Source organism: Roseburia sp. AM23-20, assembly GCF_003470905.1.
Taxonomy (GTDB): Bacteria; Bacillota; Clostridia; order Lachnospirales; family Lachnospiraceae; genus Roseburia; species Roseburia rectibacter.
This window is the reverse complement of record NZ_QRHS01000033.1, coordinates 1-18,167: the sequence shown is the minus strand read 5'-3', so window position 1 is coordinate 18,167 and position 18,167 is coordinate 1. Positions and strand designations below refer to the sequence as shown.

At 42.1% G+C, this 18,167-nt stretch carries 15 protein-coding genes; 3 read left to right on the top strand and 12 right to left on the bottom strand.

Translation table 11 applies throughout. The features are described from left to right. Positions 1–47: 47 nt before the first annotated feature. Together DW650_RS17610 and DW650_RS17605 are read right to left on the bottom strand one after the other, a co-directional pair. On the bottom strand, positions 48–2,585 hold the full coding sequence (locus DW650_RS17610) for a glycoside hydrolase family 2 protein (protein ID WP_118210227.1): 2,538 nt from the start codon (positions 2,583–2,585) through the stop codon (positions 48–50). Then, positions 2,572–3,036 carry a YaiI/YqxD family protein gene (locus tag DW650_RS17605; protein WP_118210226.1) on the bottom strand — a complete coding sequence of 155 codons (465 nt, stop codon included), beginning with the start codon at positions 3,034–3,036 and terminating at the stop codon, positions 2,572–2,574. Before DW650_RS17605 ends, DW650_RS17610 begins: the two co-directional genes overlap by 14 nt. A gap of 222 nt (positions 3,037–3,258) precedes the next feature. Between DW650_RS17605 and DW650_RS17600 the strand changes: the two genes are divergently transcribed. Beyond that, entirely contained in the window at positions 3,259–4,029 is a 771-nt protein-coding gene (locus DW650_RS17600; protein WP_118210225.1) for a TerD family protein, read from the top strand. A gap of 31 nt (positions 4,030–4,060) precedes the next feature. Further along, a complete protein-coding gene (locus tag DW650_RS17595; RefSeq protein WP_118210224.1) occupies positions 4,061–4,765 on the top strand; it encodes an AIM24 family protein in 705 nt (234 codons plus the stop codon). Between the two features lie 185 nt (positions 4,766–4,950). Here the strand turns inward: DW650_RS17595 and DW650_RS17590 are convergent, their stop codons facing one another. The 7 genes from DW650_RS17590 to DW650_RS17560 all read right to left on the bottom strand — a co-directional run bounded on the left by DW650_RS17590 (position 4,951) and on the right by DW650_RS17560 (position 13,830). After that, on the bottom strand, positions 4,951–5,757 hold the full coding sequence (locus DW650_RS17590; protein ID WP_118210223.1) for an HAD family hydrolase: 807 nt from the start codon (positions 5,755–5,757) through the stop codon (positions 4,951–4,953). Next, positions 5,754–8,390, bottom strand: a complete 2,637-nt coding sequence (locus tag DW650_RS17585) for a cation-translocating P-type ATPase (protein ID WP_118210222.1) — start codon at positions 8,388–8,390, stop codon at positions 5,754–5,756. Before DW650_RS17585 ends, DW650_RS17590 begins: the two co-directional genes overlap by 4 nt. A gap of 37 nt (positions 8,391–8,427) precedes the next feature. Next, complete coding sequence (locus DW650_RS17580; protein WP_015522113.1) at positions 8,428–9,042, bottom strand: TerD family protein; 615 nt, start codon at positions 9,040–9,042, stop codon at positions 8,428–8,430. Positions 9,043–9,120: 78 nt separating this feature from the next. Further along, positions 9,121–9,702, bottom strand: coding sequence for a TerD family protein (locus DW650_RS17575; RefSeq protein ID WP_118210221.1), 582 nt, complete (start codon positions 9,700–9,702; stop codon positions 9,121–9,123). 47 nt (positions 9,703–9,749) lie between these two features. Next, complete coding sequence (locus tag DW650_RS17570) at positions 9,750–10,904, bottom strand: toxic anion resistance protein (RefSeq protein ID WP_118210220.1); 1,155 nt, start codon at positions 10,902–10,904, stop codon at positions 9,750–9,752. A gap of 43 nt (positions 10,905–10,947) precedes the next feature. Continuing rightward, on the bottom strand, positions 10,948–13,224 hold the full coding sequence (locus tag DW650_RS17565; RefSeq protein ID WP_118210219.1) for a YceG family protein: 2,277 nt from the start codon (positions 13,222–13,224) through the stop codon (positions 10,948–10,950). Positions 13,225–13,239: 15 nt separating this feature from the next. Next, the gene (locus tag DW650_RS17560; RefSeq protein ID WP_118210218.1) at positions 13,240–13,830 is read right to left on the bottom strand and encodes a rhomboid family intramembrane serine protease; all 591 of its coding nucleotides are present in this window, start codon (positions 13,828–13,830) and stop codon (positions 13,240–13,242) included. A gap of 187 nt (positions 13,831–14,017) precedes the next feature. Between DW650_RS17560 and DW650_RS17555 the strand changes: the two genes are divergently transcribed. Next, a complete protein-coding gene (locus DW650_RS17555; protein WP_118210217.1) occupies positions 14,018–14,980 on the top strand; it encodes an HpcH/HpaI aldolase/citrate lyase family protein in 963 nt (320 codons plus the stop codon). 123 nt (positions 14,981–15,103) lie between these two features. Here the strand turns inward: DW650_RS17555 and DW650_RS17550 are convergent, their stop codons facing one another. The 3 genes from DW650_RS17550 to DW650_RS17540 form a co-directional block, all read right to left on the bottom strand. Then, positions 15,104–16,153, bottom strand: coding sequence for a cysteine protease StiP family protein (locus DW650_RS17550; protein ID WP_118210216.1), 1,050 nt, complete (start codon positions 16,151–16,153; stop codon positions 15,104–15,106). A 117-nt stretch (positions 16,154–16,270) separates the two neighbouring features. After that, positions 16,271–17,416 carry a phosphoribosyltransferase domain-containing protein gene (locus tag DW650_RS17545; RefSeq protein ID WP_118210215.1) on the bottom strand — a complete coding sequence of 382 codons (1,146 nt, stop codon included), beginning with the start codon at positions 17,414–17,416 and terminating at the stop codon, positions 16,271–16,273. A 25-nt stretch (positions 17,417–17,441) separates the two neighbouring features. Then, the coding region (locus tag DW650_RS17540) for a hypothetical protein (protein WP_243103013.1) at positions 17,442–18,167 on the bottom strand (726 nt) is incomplete at its 5' end.

The following is an 18,167-nucleotide window of genomic DNA, read 5'->3' as shown; positions in this document are numbered from 1 at the left end:
TATGATAACACTTGTATAAGAAGGTGTAAAGCTGTTCTGTTTTAGAGTTATTCTTCCACTTCCCATGAATCGCACAGTGACCGTACCCGGATCTTAGGCACGCCTTCTGCCCCCTCCGGCAAAACAGCCGTAATCTCATAAGGTTCTTTTCCGGTCAGATGCATAAAATTATCCGACCAGACCAGATCCACATTACTCTCCACTGAAACGAAAAATGCCGGAGCATCTGATTTTAACCGCACCGTCAGCAGATCGCCTTCTATCATTACATCAAAAGTAATCTCTGCTTTTTTGATCTGCATATGTTTATACGGTTTTGGCATTTCAACCTGACGGCTCAAAGTTCCATCGGAGTGTGTAAATACCGCCTCCACAAAAACTTCACTTTCCCTGCCTTCTATCACATCTTTCAAAGAAACCGGTCCCATTGCTTTCACGGACAACGGTTCACATACTGCACGCTGCGAATTTTTCCAGAGAACTTCCCCCAGCATATTTTTCACGAAAACCGTGACATCAGACGATACTTCCTGCATTGTCTCATTTTGCAGATATGGCGTATAGACTGCATCTTCAGATACCTTTAAGCTGCCGAGTACATCCGCATAAAAATGTCTTGAAAAATACTGCAGTGCCTTCCATCTTCCAAAATAATCAATACTTGCCCAGGATGCGACCGGCCAGTTATCATTTAACTGCCAGTAAATTGCACCCATACAGCGTCCCCTGTTTCTGCGCCAGTGTTCCACACCGCTTTTGATTGCGATTGCCTGCAGCACCTGACTGATATAGATCAGACTCTCAAAATCTTTTGGATATAAAAAGTTCTCCGCAATATAATGCAGAATTTTAGCATTTGCAGAACCATTTTTCTGATGACTCTCCATAACTTCGGAAAAGATATTGCGATCCTCAGGCAGGGTAAAGGTATTGATGGTTTTTTTACAAGGGAACGACTGGAATCCAAATTCTGAGCAAAATCTAAAATAGTAATTTTCATAGTCAGAAAACGGCTTTTCTCCATGCCATACATCCCAGTAATGACGATCCCCGATATCATCGCTGTCCGGGTCCGTAAAATTACCGCCGGATGATGGGGAAGAAGGCCAGTAAAACGTTGCATCATCTTCACTCTTTAATGCTTCCGGGATCAGCTTTTCAAACATTGTCAGGTAATCCTGTTTTAATGCATCCGAATGATCATTAAAACCACCCCAGTGATCCCAGGCTGATTCCATCTCATTGTTGCCACACCAAAGTCCAAGACTTGCGTGGTGTCTTAATCTTTTTACATTATCTTTTGTTTCTTCTATAATGCTCTCCCGCAACGCATCCGTAAGTTCGTAGACATTGCAGGCATACATAAAATCCTGCCATACGATCAGACCATGCTCATCACAGTAATCATAGAAAACATCCGCCGGATAATATCCACCACCCCAGATACGGATACAGTTAAAATGACACGCCACCGCAATATCCAGCAATTCATAAATGCGCTCAGGTGTAATCTTTGAATAAATACAGTCCTCCGGGATATAATCCGCACCCTTGGCAAAAATCTTTACCCCATTGACACAAAATGCAAACTCCTCACCCCATGCATCCTTTTCCCGGCTGACCGTCAATGTACGCAGACCAATGCGCAGCTCTTTTACATCCAGAAATTCTCCGCCCAGAAAAAGTTCCGCACGCACGGTATAGAGCGGTTGCTTACCATATCCATTCGGCCACCAAAGTGCCGGATCTTCGACCAGACATTTTCCATCCGAAAAAGAAAGCTGTTTTCCATCCGGTGTCCAAAGCGTAATCTTTACCTTAAGACTATCTGCTGTCTCTGCATTTTTTGCCAATGTCTGAGCATGACTTTCCTTACTCTGTGGTGATACCTGATGCTCCGCTTCCACAATTTTCCCATTCTGTGCCTTTTCCGGCAACGTCACTTTTACTTCTGCCGACAGAAGAACCTTTCCATCTATATGTTCCTGTCTGATATGCAGATCAGAGAGTTCTGCTTTCTCATAACTGTCAATATAAATATCGCGCCAGATTCCCATATCCGGTAACTGTGGGCCCCAGTCCCAGCCAAACATGGAATGTGCTTTTCGGATGTACTGATTTCCTTCCATCGCCCCGCATGCCGTATAATGGATCTCTTTTCCCGGTGCGGATACATGTTCGTTTACATATGAGATTGCAGAATGAATTTTCACTACAATACTGTTTGTCCCGTTTTTCAGTATATTTGTACACAGAATCCGGTAGCGCAAGTGCATGTTATCCACATGCTTTACCGGTATGCCGTTGATAAAAATATCTGCTACTGTGTCGATTCCGTCACAGCAGAGTGTGTACACTCTTCCCTCTTCTTTTTTCAGTTCAAATTCCCTTGAAAAAATAAAATCGTTTTTCAGTAACTCTCTCGCCGGGTACTCATTCATCCGGTAAAACGGATCTTCCAGTAAACCATGCTCTGTCAGACCGAAAAGTACTGATCCCGGGATTTCCACCGGGCAAAGCAGTGTTTCATCTGCTTTTTTTAACTGCCATGTTCCATTTAAATAAAACTTTTCATGTTGTACCATTAATATTCTCCATTCCCTTTCGGATCATTTTTTCAAAACTTTCCCGAAAATGCATATCATCCTCTGCGGTTCTCTTTTTCGGCCCCTTCAAATGATTCTTCCCGGATGCCCTTCTTGCTTTTTTATTCATATGACGCTCTAACAGCATCCGGTCAATGTTATCATCCGTATACCACCGTCCGGACTGATGGATGGCAAATGCACCGCGTCCAAGTGCCATCGCCGCCACCCCGTAATCCTGCGTCACGACGATATCTCCTTTCCGGCATAAATTGACCAGTGCAAAATCCACTGCATCCGCACCGGCTCCAATCACCTTTACCTCACTGTAATCCGAGTCTAAGACATGATTTGTATCGCATAACAGCGTTACCGGTATTCCATATTTGCCTGCAAGTTCTTCTATGATCCTTACCACCGGGCAGGCGTCCGCATCCACATAAATCTGCATAAACTCTCCATTCCTGCGTGGGGAAAATCTTGCTTTCGGACAAGTCCCCTTTTTTCTTCTTTTCTGTTGTATTATAACAAGGATCTTCTATGATTGCTATCATTTGACACCTCTATCAGAATCACTTAAAATGAAATCCAGAAACTTATTAATTCATAACAATAGATTGCCCGCAAAGCGTACACTCTATTATTTTACTAAATGACAAGGGGTTTTTTTATTATGGTAGATATTCCAATGAGATCCTCTGCTCCCGTCACCAGGCAGACCGTTCTTTCCATCAACGAACGCAAAGTTGAGGGGGCAAAAACAACACGAACCATCACTTCGATCAACCACACACAATCTCAGACTGCATCAAAAGCATCTTCCGGAACGACTTCTTCCATGCAACACACTGCCATGCACCCTGCATCCACACCGACGTCAAAACCTTTACCTCCACTGGTACATATGGTGCAAAAAGGTCAGAAAACACCACTGGAGAATTCCGGGAAACTCACTTCCATAAAGGCATGTCTTGGATGGAATGTCAAAAATCCTGCCTGTGATGTGGATGTGTCCGCATTTCTGCTCGGTGCATCAGGCAAGGTGATCGGTGATTCCTGGTTCGTCTTTTACGGGCAGACCGAAAGCCCGGATCACAGCACGGTTTTCCACGCTGACGGCGGCGCAGACCGCGAGATCATTTCCGTGGATTTTACCAGATTAGATCCTTCCGTTGCCAGAATCGTATTTGTGCTGACGATCAATGAAGCATTTGAAAAAAATCTGAATTTCGGAATGCTTGAGGATGCGTATATCCGTATTATGGATCCTGCCGGCACCGAGCTGGTCAGCTTTAAAATGGATGAATACTATACGAACGTGACATCCATGATGATCGGTGAACTGTATCTGCATAACGGCGCATGGAAATTTAATGCCATCGGAAACGGCGTGGCAAAAGATCTCGCAGGACTGTGCAGTTTGTACGGCGTTCAGGTTATTTAAACAAAGGATTATATTTTGGAGGAAATTTGTTATGTTAACATTTGAAACAGTAAACGAACTTACTTTAAAGGTTACCTGCACTGGCAGTGATGTACTCTTTACAAAAGCAGGTGCATTTATCGCCGGAGAAAATGCCGGTGGAAAGAATTACAAATTTGAAAAAGTCTTGCTTGGACCGCAGAATAATATCGGGCAGGCTCTGCTTGGTCAGCTTGCACGAAGAGTGACCGGAGAAAATCTCCCACTTATGAAGGTAACTTTAAATGGTGATTCTGTTACATATTACGCAAATTATGGTCAGCATGTTGTGGTCTATCACTTAGAGCAGGGGGAAACTATCTCAGTGGAATCCGAAAATATTCTCGCTTTCTCCCAGGATTGTGATTACAGTGTCCGTTTTATCGGTGTCGGTGTGCTTTCCCAGAAAGGTCTCGCAACTTCCACTCTGATTGCACGTGGAAAAGATGCATATGTCGCCGTGCTCTGTAACGGCAACCCGATTGTTTTAAGCAACGTGATGTCTCAGGATACGCTCTCTGTGGATCCGGATGCTGTTGTATGCTGGGTTGGAAATGGACACTGTGATCCTCAGGTGACGGCAGATATCTCCTGGAAAACATTTATCGGACAGGCTTCCGGTGAGTCTTATCAGTTTGAGTGGCATGGGAATTGTCCGGTTACGGTGATTATTCAGCCTTCGGAACGCAGAGGCGGAATCAGTGTGAGTATGGATTAGTGAAGATCCGTGAAAACTAAAGTGCAAAAAGAGGGGGATACGAAGTTTTGCGGGGGTAAGTTGCGCGAAGCTGAGGCTCGTTTTGTTCCGTTGTGCGAGGGGGCACCTGTATTGCATGCTGCCAGGCTGTAACCTCTTTAGAATTTTAACTTTACAGGTAAAAACGGAGTCTGTTGCAAGTGGCATCATCCTGGGTGGATGATACCTTTTGCAACGGACTCCGTTTTTATTTTCAGACATTGCTCTAATAGGGCATCTGAAAATATTTTTTTCGGATGCATCTCATCTATTTTTTTCCGGGTTACGGATGTTTTGGGGATTTCATATTTTTGTGTGAATCCGTGTGGGACAAGTCCGCGGTCGGCGGTTAATATCATGGGGATATCAAAGGCGCTGTCTCCGGCGGCAATCACGAATTCCGGTTTTAGTTTCTGTCTGAGGCGGTCTATTGCCGTTCCTTTATTCAGAGAACGCGGTACTACATATACTTTTTCGCCGTTGGAAAAGACATCTGCATATTTTATATTGAGAGATGTTTTTAAATCATTTACAACTGTTTGGGGATCATTACATTTTGTAAAGAGAAACAGCTTTTCAATATACCGGAGTTCGAATTTTCTGCGTGGATCTTTTTCTAGCAGTTCCATTGCAAGATTCATTTCATCCCTGCTATCCGACACAAGGTGCAGGGAATCCTGATACCACGCTTCATCCCGCATACCATCTACCAGAAGAACGCCGCCGTTACAGACTAATGCATAGGGGAATTGTCCAATTCCAAGGTCGATGCGCTGATATTGTTCCAACGTTCTTGTGGTCGTTGGAACAATCAGCATTTCATTTTTTACCTGCTGCAAAAGACGATATGTTTCCTCTGTGATGTAGGATATTTCCCTCCCCTGATAGAATTCCACATTTCGCTTCCGCATCCCGATGTCATGTTTATAGGAATAGATGATCGTATTATCTAAATCAGTATGAAAGACAATCATTTTTTCGAAACGATGGCTTTTCTTACCATATCAACCGGGATGATGAGCACTGCTAACAGCACGGAAACAAATAATGCTTTCGCATTAAGTGTTGTTGTGCTGAACACCTGACCACCGATCTCAATGATGACGGTCTGCAGTACAAAGATCGCACCCATGACAATGATAAAGTTCTTATTTTCTCTGATGTGTTCAAATACATTAAATTTCTCTGATCTGGTATTTAAACTGTTAAAGATAATGGAATAAATGAAAAACGCAAACATAAATGTTTTTTCATATAATTCCGGGTCAGCACAACCTGCCGGTGTTACAAAATCCGTGATGCCACCGATATTTTCCAGGATCAGGATCGAACCGAGTGTAATAAATACAGAACTGGTTCCGATCGCAGATTTGATATAAGTTGTTAAAATGTTATCTTTTCTGAGTGCCGGTTTTTCATTCATGTAACGGTCAAGGATCGGCTCTCCACCAAATGCCATGGCTGCCAATGTATCCATGATCAGGTTGATCCATAAGATCTGTACAATGGAAAACGGCTCTGTCCATCCGAGGATCGGTGCGATGATGTTCATCAAAAGGGTACTGATATTTACCGTCAGCTGGAAGATCAGGAATTTACCTACTGACTTAGACATCGTTCTACTGTTTAATACGCAGTCTTTAATGGATGTCAGACTGTTATTTAAGATGACAACGTCACCTGCCTCCTGGGCAACTGCTGTACCGTCTCCCATGGCAAATCCGATATCTGCCTGTTTTAATGCCGGTGCATCATTGACACCGTCTCCTGTCATACCGCAGACATTATCAAGCTGCTGTGAAATAGAGACAAGTCTCTTCTTATCAAGCGGTTTTGCTCTGCTTACCACACGAAGGTTCGGAAGTTTTTTCTTTAATTCTTCATCTGACATCTGCTCTAATTCCTCATGGGTAAGAACAACGTCATTCTTCTCATCTTTTAAGATTCCGGCTTCTTTTGCGATGGCAACTGCTGTTTCCTCAGCATCACCGGTTACCATAACAACCTGGATACCGGCATTGTTTAAAATCTCAACGGTCTCAACCGCATCGGTTCTTACGTTATCTCTTAAACATAGCACTGCCATCAGAACTGTTTTTCCATCTGCGATTTTGGCAACAGAAAGCAATTTCATCGTTCTCTTTGCCTGGGCGAGCATCTGATCTTCCACGGCTTTTTTATCTGCAGAAGTGAACTCTTTTTCCTCACCGGATGGAAGCATATAATGCGTTACTTTACCGATGATATTTTCTGTTGCACCTTTCCAGTAAACCAGTCCGTTTTTCAGTGTAACAGTCGCACATTTCTTCTCAGAATCAAATCCGCTGATATCAGCAACTTTATCCGGATCATTTTTTGAATCATCATAACCGTGCTCTAATGCATATCCTAAAAGAGCCCTGTCCATGTTGTTGCTTCCGATCGGTTTTCCTTCAGATATTTTTGCAAGGTTATTTAATGTGATCGCTTCAATAAATTCCTGATTAGGAATATGATCCACGATTTTACCATCACCGGTGATAAATTCCACCAATGATAAATTACCCTGTGTGATGGTTCCTGTTTTATCACTGAATAAGACATTCATGTATGCAGAATCCGAAAACGCTGCCTTATGACTGACAAGAATATTTTTCTTGTACATGGACTCTGTGTTCATGGACTGCACCAGACTGTTCATCATCGGAAGACCTTCCGGCACCGCCATGATAACGATGGACGCCATCAGCATGACTGCCTCTGCGACCAGAAGCAGAACAAAAACAACTGTGATCGGTTCGTCCGTACGAATCAGATTCAGTACAACATCTAATACGCCCGCAATGGCAGCCGCAGATACACCAAGTTTACCGATACCGGCAGCTACCACTTCCAGTTTCAGGCTTGAAGTATCTTTTCTCTCATCCTCTTCATTGTCATCCGTCAGAGCCTTGTTGATCTTTCCAAGCTCGGATGCATCACCGATCACTGTTGCGACCATATAACCTTCGCCAGAGGTCACTACCGATCCCATAAATACTTTGTTAGCAGATGCATAATCTGTCGATTCAGCCTCATCAAGATTGTCAGCAGCCGTTTTATTCTCGTCTCTTGACTCACCATTTAACGCAGCCTGGGAAACTTTGATGTGTCCTTCAAATAACACACCATCCGTAGGTACTTTATCTCCTGCCTGAACCAGGATCGTATCACCTTTTACGATCTCACTGGTAAGGATATTGACCAGTTTTCCATTTCTCACGACTTTTGCATAAGTCTTGTTATACTCTTCCTGCAATGCCTCACTTCTCGAACTGTTGCGGTATTCCGATAAAGTACTGAAGCCGGTTGCAAGCGCAATTGCCAAAACAATACTTATGATCTCAACAACATCATTTTCTCCCGCTAATGCCGGTACAAATACACCGATAACGGAAATAACGATTTTCATGACCAGTGCTGCACATAATACTTTGATCCAAATGTCATCAAATGCTCCGATGAACATTGACCACAGTGATTCTGTCTCTTTTTTTGCAAGAGCATTTGTTCCAAAATCCTGTTTGCTCTTGTTTACCTGTGAGTCTGACAGACCTCTCATCAGCTCTTCTTTATTTATGTTACTCATTTTGGGTAATTAACCTCCTCTAAAGTATCAAGTCTATTTATACAAATCTTCTGCTCAGTTCGCCAAGTCCAGGGTCATTTGTCCCCTGACCAACAGCACTGAACTTCCATTCTCCGTTATGTCTGTACACTTCTCCAAATATCATTGCCGTCATACCGGAATAATTTTCGGTCAGATTGTACTTGCACATTTCATTATTATTTCTTGCATCAACTAAACGGATAAATGCATTCTCAATCATGCCAAAATGCTGATGTCTCTGAACCGCCTGATAAATATTTACAACGATTACGATTTTGTCATACTCCTGTGGTACTTTTGCAAGGTCGATCACGATCTGCTCGTCATCTCCATCACCGGCTCCTGTCAGGTTGTCTCCCTGATGATTTACGGTACCTGATTTATGGTGCAAATTACCAAAATAAACGATGTCTGATTTATCCACCAGTTTTCCATTCTTTAACATCAGTGCGGATGCATCACAGTCGATCGGCTGCTGCTTTGATCCGCCCCCGAATAAAGCACTTAAGAATCCACCTCCGGATGAAGACTGCTGCACTTCATCCCATCCAAGACCGACAATAATCTTTGACAATCCTGCGTTATCTTTTGACAGACTGACCTTCTGTCCTTTCTGTAAACTAATTGACATTACAATCCTCCTTGTTTTGCGGAGCAAAATGCGACTGCCATTGCAGGAGCAGAGGATTTTACTCCTTGTTTTCCTCCCTTATGCCACTTCAATTCCATAGTGTCCGCAAAGTGCTGCGAGTCCGCCCTGGAAACCACTTCCAATTGCGTTAAATTTCCATTCTCCGTTATGTCTGTATAATTCACCGACAACGACTGCTGTCTCAATGGAGAAATCCTCTCCCAAGTCATAACGGATCATTTCTTTTCCGGTTGTCTCATCCACCAGACGGATAAACGCATTGGATACCTGTCCAAAATTCTGGCGTCTTGCCTCTGCCTCATAGATGGTTACGGTAAAAGCGATTCGCTCAATGTTTGCCGGTACTTTGGAAAGATCGATCTGGACCTGTTCGTCATCGCCTTCTCCCTCTCCGGTTAAGTTATCGCCCATATGTTTTACAGACTCACTTGGATGAACCAGGTTTCCATAAAATACAAACTCTTTATCTGTCGGGCATTTTCCATCTGCGCCTAACATAAATGCTGCTGCATCCAGGTCAAAATCTGCACCTGAATCATATGCATTGACATCCCAGCCAAGACCAACCATGATATTTTTCAGTCCCGGATTTCCTTTTGTTAAATCTACTTTCTGTCCTTTTGATAAATTAATTGGCATAGTATTACCTCCTTAGAATAAATGAATCTATAGTTATTTCAAATAACTTACTTGTTTGCCGGCGGCATATGATACTGTCTGTTGAAGTCCGCCTTGATTGCCTCAAGCCTTGCCTGATCTTCCACACGTTTCTTTCTGGAGTCTTCTTGAATTCTTCTGGTTTCTTCAATACCGCTCGTAATCGTTCTCCAGGTCGTTTCAAGTGTCTCAATCTGAATAGAGCTTCCAGATGCCATCTTAGCAGTAGCCTTAGAAACCTCTACCGTATTCTGTGCATTCTTAATAAGCATCTCATTCGTCTTCTTATCAAGAGCTGACATTGCCTCCGCCTGAATGCGCTGGCGTTTCAGCAGAATTGCCTGTGCAAGTGCCTGTTTAAATACAGGAAGCGTCACGATAAATGCGGAATTAATTTTTCTGACCAGATTATAATTGCTGAATTCCATCGTTTTGATCATCGGAATGGACTGCATTGCAACATTCTCTGCTGTTCGAAGATCCTGTGTACGCTGCTCCATCATCATCAATGCCTGATTTAAACTGGTAAGTTCAAACCGGATCGACTCGTCTCCAGTAGTCTCCATATCCTGCTGTCTTTTCGCAATATATGCTTCGATTTCTTTGCATGCCTGCTCGCCGGCAAGAATATATTTCACGAGTTCATGATAATAATTTACATTTGCCTCAAACATCGTATTTAATTTACGGTTTGACTGTTTGATCTCCGACTCATAGCCTTTGAGCTGAACGTAGATCTTATCGACTTCTTCGCCCATTGTGTGGTATTTTGCAAGAATCTTGTCAAGCTGTTTTTTCATATTTCCAAATAATTTTCCAAACAGTCCCGGATTTTCTTTGATCTCATCGATATCAAACTGATCCATGATCTTTGCTAACGTTTTTAACATTTCGCTGGTATCGTCTAACTGTGACATATTCATACTGTTTAACACAACATCCGAAGCCTTTGAAATCTCCTCTGCCACCTCTGCTCCAAATGTGACGATTGTCTCAAGATTATTGATCTCGATCGTACTGACGATCCGGTCAACTTCATCAGAATTGACCAGTTCTGAGTTCATTTTTTCCCTGTCGGCAACAATATCATATTGTTCCACAACAGCGATCTCATCCTTTGTGTCCGGAACTGCTGTGGCTGCCGGTGCTTCCGCAGTCATTGTTTTGCTAAAATCAAGTCCCATACTATTCCTCCATTTCTGCGTGTGAAAAATCTGATTTTTCGCACTAATTACCTCTCTTAAAAAATTTCTCCCGCCAAGTGTAGCGTGTACTGCCAAATGAAATACTATTCAGGTCAGGGACTTGCAGATCATATTTATATTCCCCGATCTGGTGTTCTTCCATTAGTTGCCCGTTAAAATATTTTTCAATACTCTGATATCCTGTCGGTACAAAAAATACGATATCAAATCCAATCAGATGTAAAAATGCTGTCAGGATCGAATCCTCTAACGAAATTACCGTCTCCGATGTATTAATGTAGATCATTTTCGGATTTTTCCGGGTAAGATCAAATTTCTGGATCAGTCTTACAATATCCTTTGGCAGATTTAAAATCTGCGCAATGACTGTATATTCCATGCCATTTTCCCCGATTCCCTTTATCATTTTCTGATTGATCAAAAGCTGCATCTTATCGAGAATCATTTCCTGTATATCTTCTCTCAGGATACCATACGGATATTTCGGATGTGCTTTGATCTTATTTCGCTGCAATTTTCCATTCTTAAAAAATTCGGCAGCATACATTTTCATCGGATTCGGTGCCATCGGCTCTATATAAGGCGCCTTTTTTATCACAATGGTATCTTCCGTAACCAATTCTTTTACTGATGTCCAGTAATGATCCGTCTGTCCATCTTTTACACCGGAAACCTTTGCAAAAATAACCGGTATGTTGACCACACCATCGACCACACTAAAATCCGGCCGGTACTTCAGCTCCTGATCCCACAGGATCTTTATTTCTTCATACATGGTCTGCAGGCTGATGATATTCGCCTTTCCATACTGCTGATTCCGGTACATTCCGGTGTCCTGATACATTAATGTATCCAGTTCTCTCTCCGCATGATATGCCACTGTTCCCATTTTAACCTGTGAATTTTCTTCCGGAAACCTTTCCATGGTAAGACTTTCCTCATAATTCAGTTCATACAGCAAAGGATCTGTAAGCTGACAAGGTACATTCCGGTTCGGGCACAGGATCACCACATCAACCGGCAGTCTTGCTAAAAACTTAAGAAACAGTGCCTCATTTTCATTCTGACAACCACCCATGTGAATAAAACATCCGATTTCCGGCATCTTCCAGTCAGAAAATAAAGACGGCAGATATCTCTTTAGCCAGCACAACAGATATACCGCCTTACTGGTGAGCCTGTTTAAATTATCGCCTTCTTTGCTAAATTCTGCAAGAAGAATATCAACAAATGTTTTATGCATGATCTTCTGCAGTTCCATATTTGCCGGATATTTAATATTTGCGGAAAGATCCATGACAAGCTGATCTATCTTTGCATAGTTTCCTCGCCGGATATCTGCGATCTCATCCGGTGTCGGTCTTTCAATCTCTCCATTTACGATCACAGTCTTTCGTCTGGCATTTTTCAGTTCAAGCTGCAGCTGAAACAATTCGTTTGCATAAGTCAGCTTGTCCTCTGCTCCATTGATCCGGTAAAAACAATTATAAAAGAAACGGGAATCTGTCCCTCTGCTCAACACACTTTTTTTGATATCTTCAAATCCTTTTCCGCTGATCCAGGCATTAGTACAGTTATTGACAGAAGGAAGATTTCCATACAGCCGTTCTTTTTCAAAATCATTTTGTATCGCTTCACGGACTTTCTTTAAGCAGTATTCTTCCGGGAAAGCTGTCATCCCCTCCATTTTTAGATCGTCCGATAAAACGGAATCCGGATCTGACTTAAGGTACCCTGCATCACCGTGATACTGCAGCAACACCACATCACACCCTGCATTTGACAGGATTGATATCAGCATCAGCTCGTAATTACTGATATCCCCCTCATAAAGGATCTTGGGCAGTTCATTTGCCCCAAGCTGGTTTACAATCCGCTCAAATTTGTAATACAGCCAGCACATAAATTTGATATATGCATTTTTTTGCATATTCTCTGTTTTTCCATTCCGTCTCATGGAATCAAGCGAGTCATAAATCGAATCTGCCACATTCTTCCTTTGCAGATCGTTCATACGCGGCAGCCATTTCTTTAACCCAGCGGTTATAAATGACGGATCCATCCGAAAATCCATACCCATAATTTCCGAATAATACGCAAGATTCTGCTCATCCGGATTAGGGATTTTCCCTTCGATCACCACGCCCTTTCTTCTTGCCGTGTCATAATATTTTTTTATAAAATCACCGATTTTTTCCGTGTATCCATTGATCCGGTAAAAATACACCTCTCTGCTTTGTCTGCTATCGAGATCGACAAAGTAATCATCAAGGCTGCGAATCTTTTTATGTTCTAACATAGCGCATTCTCACCTTCAATATCTGTTCATTTTGTTTTTATTCATCACATAGCCAAGACCTGAACCGACAATACCACCCAAAATATGTGTCAGATTTGAAACATTATCCCGGATAAATATGCCATCATACACCTGCTGCCCGATATAGATCAGCGCAACCAGAATAAAGGTCAGCGGGATTTTTTCCTCCTCAATACTTGTTAAAGATGCGAGTAATATGAACGCAAATACAACACCGCTTGCCCCAAGGAGCTGGACATGTGGGAAAAATATGAAATTGATCACACCCGTTACCAGCGCTGTCGCTAAAATCACAAAGAGAATATTTGCCGAACCGTATTTTTCTTCCAAAAGCGGTCCTACAACCAGTAACATCATAATATTTCCAAAGAAATGATCCCAGCTGGCATGTCCGAATACATGTCCAAAAAACCGGATGTATGTGAACGGACTTGCTAACGATGACCGGTAGACACTGAAAAATGTCCGCGTGGATGCACTTCCTGTCAATTTATCCAAAATCAACACGATAAAGCAGATAATTGTAAATCCCAAAATCACCGGAGAATTAAATGACAGACGTATCTTTTTGCCACTGTTACTCATACGTTTCCTTCCTTATTATAGAATCTTCTAAAAGTATAGCATACCGGCATCCTGTTTTCAAGAAAACGTCCGGCATCGAATCTATCTATCTTTTTGCCTATATTAATGCTATAATTCAATTTGCAATCTGTTGTTAAACTTGTGTTATTTTGAAGAGTTTTTATACACTCAGGGGGATTTTTACAAATTGAAAAACGATATTATTTATTACAGTGTCGGTGCACTGCTCTATTGTCCCGCCAATAAAAAAACGATTGCCGACTCTGTGATTCATGAAAAATTTGGAACTAAATATTCTCTGGCTTTATGCCTTGAAGATACGATCAATGACAACTATGTAACAGAAGCAGAGCAGGATCTTATCTCTTCCATCCATCAGATATTTGAAAGTTTTCAGGATCATCCTTTTTACCTTCCGAAAATCTTTATCCGTGTCCGCAATGCCGGCCAGATTGAACGTTTAACGAAGGCTTTTGGGGAAAGCATAAAGGTGATCACCGGTTATATCATACCGAAATTTACTACTGACAACGCCAGCTCTTATATAGAAGAAATGATCCGGGCTAACGAACAGGCTTCCAGGAAATTATATATGATGCCGATCTATGAGAGTTCTTCTATCATTGACCTGCGGCACCGTATCGATATCCTGTATGATCTGAAAGACAGGCTTTCCCATGTGGAAGATCTCGTTTTAAATATCCGTGTCGGAGGAAATGATCTGTGTCACATGTTTGGATTCCGCCGTCATTGTGACGAGTCCATTCACCGGATCAGACCTGTCGCTGATATTTTTTCTGATATCATAACTGTTTACGGCATGGACTACGTCGTTTCCGGACCGGTATGGGAATATTATTCCGGGTATAATTGGGAAAATGGCCTGATTCAGGAACTAAAAGATGATAAACTCTGCGGCTTTACCGGAAAAACAGTCATTCATCCAAATCAGATTTCTGTCGTAAACAAAGTTTATCAGGTTACAAGATCAGATTTTAACGATGCAAAAGCAATTTTAAACTGGGATAAAAAATCAGACTCGCTTGTCTCCGGAAATCTTGCGGGTGAACGCATGAACGAATACAAGACCCACCATAACTGGGCAGAAAAAATCTTATTTCTTGCAGAGGTCTTTGGCATAACAGACTAAACTTATGTATGCACGAATTTCTTTGGCATGACAGACCAGACTGATGTATACATAAATTTCTTTGGCATGACGAGACCAAACTGACGTATGCAAATAAATTTTCCTGGAAACCGGCAGTATTTTTTATATATCTGACATTTTTTTAATGATACCGCAGCATTTATAATGTTTCATCGGATAATACTGGATCGACACATTTTTTTCCTCAGCTAATCTCACCAGATGTCCAAGCTGAGGATCTCCCTTGTACCTCTCATCAATCAGGATCTTCCATGGAACTCTTCGCAGCAATACTCTTGTCGCCTCTCCGATTCCCGGTTTGATCAGATTGATATCATCAATATCAAATGTCTTTGCAATCTGTTTTACCTCGTCAATACCAGAGCTTTCCACACACTTATTTTCTTTTTCCACATCCATCTCAAACTCGTTCTCGATCGTATGGATAAATTCATAGGACAGATCCGAATCTTTTAATTCTCCGTAATAGACGGCTCCATGGAAATCATCTTTTCCAATGATATCACTCCTTAAGAATGTCCTGCTGATCAGTCCTGACACAGTGCTGTTAAGACAGGAACTCGGTATTAAAATATCATCGTGCGTGCCACACAGTTCTGTCACATTAGCAGGATCTGCTATGACTGCGATATCGGATGACACGCCTTCATACTGCACAAGATCTTTTTTTAATTCATTTAAAATCGCGCCCTTTCCGATCCATCCGTCCACGAACAATAACTTTCCCGGTTCATACCGGCTTAACAGATATTTCATCGCATTGTCATCAATCCCTCTGCCGCGGATAATGGAAATGGAATAATGCGGTACATTGACCTGATATTTTTTTGCAATATATCTTTTGACTAAAATTCCGATTGGAATACCGGCGCGAGCCAGTGAGACGAGCACAATGCCCTGTCCCTTTTTTTCAACGATCTTATCTGCAAGTCTTCCGACAGCAAGTGCTACCGGTTTTGCATAATTTTTCAACGCTTCCCGGTACACCTGCATATATTTTTCTGTCGGGACATATTCGACCGGCAGCATTTCACTGTAATGTTTTCCCGCCTGTATCAGTTTTTCTCTCTCTTCGGTCGGCTGTGGCTGCACCATGCCGGTGATATCTTTTAACAGAAGAGTCACGTCCTCATCCCGGTATGAACTTCTCATTTAATCTTGTCTCCATTCTTTCCTGCTTTCCATTACATCGCATGTTTGCTGCTGAGACACAAATTTCGTATGGGAAAAATTTTATTTTCACATTATGCCCTTATTCCTGTGCCCTCTTTAATACCAACGGATCACAGATATATTTTCATTTTTCATCCGAAGTGCGTAAATCAGCGTTTCTAATCCTTTTAACGACGCTAATGCCGAATCCGTCATAACGATAACCCTGTCATAGTTTTCCAGATCATAAATAAAAGTCTTTCGTTCCGGATCATATAAACTGCACAGTTCATATCTGCAATGCAGTGGATACTCTTCCTCGGTACTGACCGCGATCGGACTTCTAGTCGTAGAATGGCAGCGGACATCACATCCTATTTTTTCTATTTCCTGACCTGTCAGAAGTGCGGGATACATAAACTCTTCCGTGCCGATCACAAGTACGCGCTCACCCTGTTTCACACTCGTTTCCGCGATTACAGTTTCCGCAAGTTTTTTGCATGCAGTCTCATACTGTTTTGCATCAACGAAACGTCTCGCATTCATCCATCCCGGAATTGATATGATGTGTGGTAGTTCATTCCAGATTTTGTCCTGTATGCTGACCGCTAATTTTTCCTGCGTGTGATCCTCTTGTATTGCACGAATAGATAAACCATCACAATGATATTTCTCTGCAATCGCACTGTATCCGGAATGATCCGTTTTTACCAGATAATGAAGTTCTATTTCTTCCTCCCTATAGATTTTTAAATATTCTTCGGTCATTCCATTTAACAGCGAAGCAACTGCAAATTTTATCTTTCTCTGATATTCCCTTCGTATGATTCTGATGATATTCATAATCGTATTACCCGTGGTCACTTCATCCTCCACAAATACGATTCTGTCTGTCTCATTGATCACACGGTCAATATCATCTTTTACTAATTTTTGCTCAGTCGCATGGCTGTGCGCCTCTGAGAAAAACAAATAGCTGACATCCGGTATCACTTCCCGCGTTGTCTGGATATACTTTGTCCCCAATGTGATCGCAGCCTGTGCACCGATTGCTGTCGCGGTTTCTGCAAAACCGATCAAAAGCAGCCTCTCGCCTTCATATTTTCCCTGAAGCTTCTCTGCAAGACTTTTAAATAAATTCAGTGCTTTCGAAGGTTCTACCGGAACATGTTTTCCCTGCAGTGGATCTACTACCAGATAACCTCTTTTGGTATTGTTTTCCCGTTTTGCTATTCTCACTAAATCTTTTTGCTGATAGTTCATATGTTTTTGATTTTCCTGACGTTCGTTAATTTTTTACGATCTGTTTTCCAAAGGTTTGGAGATATTCCTGGGCAGTCTGTAATGATATATTTAGTTTTTTCTGCAACCGCTCTAAAATAGCGTCTTCTGGCAACCCTAGATCACAACATGTATCTACAATTCCTTCCGCTCTGCCACGCATTTCTCCTCTTGCTTCTCCTCTTGCTACATCCTGCTCTATTTCATCTTTCATTAATTCCCGTAATGCTTCGCACATACCATTCGCCCTCCTTACCTTCTGATATATTTCATAATTCGCACTGACACTTGCCTGTAATACTGCGTCTATATTATTCCGCTCCCGCGGTGTCTTCATATTTTCTGTCTGTTCTAAAAACTTCCTGATATCCTCTATATCGGCATTTGCAGATAAGATTCTTAGGCTGCTGTGCATAGTCCGGTTCAACCTGCTGATCACCACGATCTGCACCGGGAATAAAATGTTCCCGCTCACGTAATAAATACCTGGATATTTTTCTTCCAGTACATATCCTTTTCGTTCTAATTCAAAAAACAGTTCTCTTGGATATGCTTCACGGAACAATGACACGGTCAGTTCGTCCGCCGGGATTTCATCGATTGTTTTCCCATATCCTTTATAAAGGCAGGCATATCCAAGTGTTTTGTAAAAGGTGTCTATCGACAGTTCATCTCCCGGTCCTTTGTATTCTAACACATTGTACTTTCGCATGATATGACCGATTTCATTTTT

Excerpts from the sequence above, each read along its gene's own strand:
- DW650_RS17610 (WP_118210227.1), bottom strand. The coding sequence starts at position 2,585 with ATGGTACAACATGAAAAGTTTTATTTAAATGGAACATGGCAGTTAAAA.
- DW650_RS17605 (WP_118210226.1), bottom strand. The coding sequence starts at position 3,036 with ATGCAGATTTATGTGGATGCGGACGCCTGCCCGGTGGTAAGGATCATA.
- DW650_RS17600 (WP_118210225.1), top strand. The coding sequence starts at position 3,259 with ATGGTAGATATTCCAATGAGATCCTCTGCTCCCGTCACCAGGCAGACC.
- DW650_RS17595 (WP_118210224.1), top strand. The coding sequence starts at position 4,061 with ATGTTAACATTTGAAACAGTAAACGAACTTACTTTAAAGGTTACCTGC.
- DW650_RS17590 (WP_118210223.1), bottom strand. The coding sequence starts at position 5,757 with ATGATTGTCTTTCATACTGATTTAGATAATACGATCATCTATTCCTAT.
- DW650_RS17585 (WP_118210222.1), bottom strand. The coding sequence starts at position 8,390 with ATGAGTAACATAAATAAAGAAGAGCTGATGAGAGGTCTGTCAGACTCA.
- DW650_RS17580 (WP_015522113.1), bottom strand. The coding sequence starts at position 9,042 with ATGTCAATTAGTTTACAGAAAGGACAGAAGGTCAGTCTGTCAAAAGAT.
- DW650_RS17575 (WP_118210221.1), bottom strand. The coding sequence starts at position 9,702 with ATGCCAATTAATTTATCAAAAGGACAGAAAGTAGATTTAACAAAAGGA.
- DW650_RS17570 (WP_118210220.1), bottom strand. The coding sequence starts at position 10,904 with ATGGGACTTGATTTTAGCAAAACAATGACTGCGGAAGCACCGGCAGCC.
- DW650_RS17565 (WP_118210219.1), bottom strand. The coding sequence starts at position 13,224 with ATGTTAGAACATAAAAAGATTCGCAGCCTTGATGATTACTTTGTCGAT.
- DW650_RS17560 (WP_118210218.1), bottom strand. The coding sequence starts at position 13,830 with ATGAGTAACAGTGGCAAAAAGATACGTCTGTCATTTAATTCTCCGGTG.
- DW650_RS17550 (WP_118210216.1), bottom strand. The coding sequence starts at position 16,153 with ATGAGAAGTTCATACCGGGATGAGGACGTGACTCTTCTGTTAAAAGAT.
- DW650_RS17545 (WP_118210215.1), bottom strand. The coding sequence starts at position 17,416 with ATGAACTATCAGCAAAAAGATTTAGTGAGAATAGCAAAACGGGAAAAC.